This window comes from Vibrio sp. 2033 (assembly GCF_033339735.1).
On record NZ_JAWOVC010000080.1, the window covers coordinates 1 to 1,456 of the forward strand.

Annotated in this window: 3 protein-coding genes; all 3 read left to right on the plus strand. The window is 44.2% G+C overall.

What is annotated here, in order from left to right:
* Nucleotides 1-457, plus strand: a 457-nt coding sequence (locus R7P74_RS24715; protein WP_318123288.1) for a serine hydrolase, incomplete at its 5' end; no start/stop codon positions are given.
* A 144-nt stretch (nucleotides 458-601) separates the two neighbouring features.
* A complete protein-coding gene (aadB, locus tag R7P74_RS24720) occupies nucleotides 602-1,135 on the plus strand; it encodes an aminoglycoside nucleotidyltransferase ANT(2'')-Ia (protein WP_000381802.1) in 534 nt (177 codons plus the stop codon).
* 83 nt (nucleotides 1,136-1,218) lie between these two features.
* The coding region (locus R7P74_RS24725; protein WP_443293321.1) for a hypothetical protein at nucleotides 1,219-1,456 on the plus strand (238 nt) is incomplete at its 3' end.

Genomic DNA, 1,456 nt, shown 5'->3' on the forward strand with positions numbered 1-1,456 from the left:
TGTTCAAAAATTCTTGAATGCTAATCATTTCACTGATATTTCAATCAAAGCAAACGAAGAACAAATGCACAAGGATTGGAATACCCAATATCAAAATTGGGCAACCCCAACAGCGATGAACAAACTGTTAATAGATACTTATAATAATAAGAACCAATTACTTTCTAAAAAAAGTTATGATTTTATTTGGAAAATTATGAGAGAAACAACAACAGGAAGTAACCGATTAAAAGGACAATTACCAAAGAATACAATTGTTGCTCATAAAACAGGGACTTCCGGAATAAATAATGGAATTGCAGCAGCCACTAATGATGTTGGGGTAATTACTTTACCGAATGGACAATTAATTTTTATAAGCGTATTTGTTGCAGAGTCCAAAGAAACTTCGGAAATTAATGAAAAGATTATTTCAGACATTGCAAAAATAACGTGGGATTACTATTTGAATAAATAAAAAACTACCGCTAACACTGGCTCATAGGCAATGGCGGGTTGAAGTGCAATTTGCAAAGTCGGTAGCCCGCCCGAGCGTTTTCTCGGTTTGACAGGAAAGGCTCACGCAAACCGCCACTGCCCATAGCCCAAACCGTTAGGCCGCATGGACACAACGCAGGTCACATTGATACACAAAATTCTAGCTGCGGCAGATGAGCGAAATCTGCCGCTCTGGATCGGTGGGGGCTGGGCGATCGATGCACGGCTAGGGCGTGTAACACGCAAGCACGATGATATTGATCTGACGTTTCCCGGCGAGAGGCGCGGCGAGCTCGAGGCAATAGTTGAAATGCTCGGCGGGCGCGTCATGGAGGAGTTGGACTATGGATTCTTAGCGGAGATCGGGGATGAGTTACTTGACTGCGAACCTGCTTGGTGGGCAGACGAAGCGTATGAAATCGCGGAGGCTCCGCAGGGCTCGTGCCCAGAGGCGGCTGAGGGCGTCATCGCCGGGCGGCCAGTCCGTTGTAACAGCTGGGAGGCGATCATCTGGGATTACTTTTACTATGCCGATGAAGTACCACCAGTGGACTGGCCTACAAAGCACATAGAGTCCTACAGGCTCGCATGCACCTCACTCGGGGCGGAAAAGGTTGAGGTCTTGCGTGCCGCTTTCAGGTCGCGATATGCGGCCTAACAATTCGTCCAAGCCGACGCCGCTTCGCGGCGCGGCTTAATTCAGGTGTTAGCGGTAATTTAACCAGATAGGAGTACAGACATATGAAAATCGTAAAAAGGATATTATTAGTATTGTTAAGTTTATTTTTTACAATTGCGTATTCAAATGCTCAAACTGACAACTTAACTTTGAAAATTGAGAATGTTTTAAAGGCAAAAAATGCCAGAATAGGAGTAGCAATATTCAACAGCAATGAGAAGGATACTTTGAAGATTAATAACGACTTCCATTTCCCGATGCAAAGCGTTATGAAATTTCCGATTGCTTTAGCCGTTTTGT

Bases quoted from the DNA above. Each gene is read 5' to 3' on its own strand.
- aadB (WP_000381802.1), top strand. From the start codon at position 602: ATGGACACAACGCAGGTCACATTGATACACAAAATTCTAGCTGCGGCA.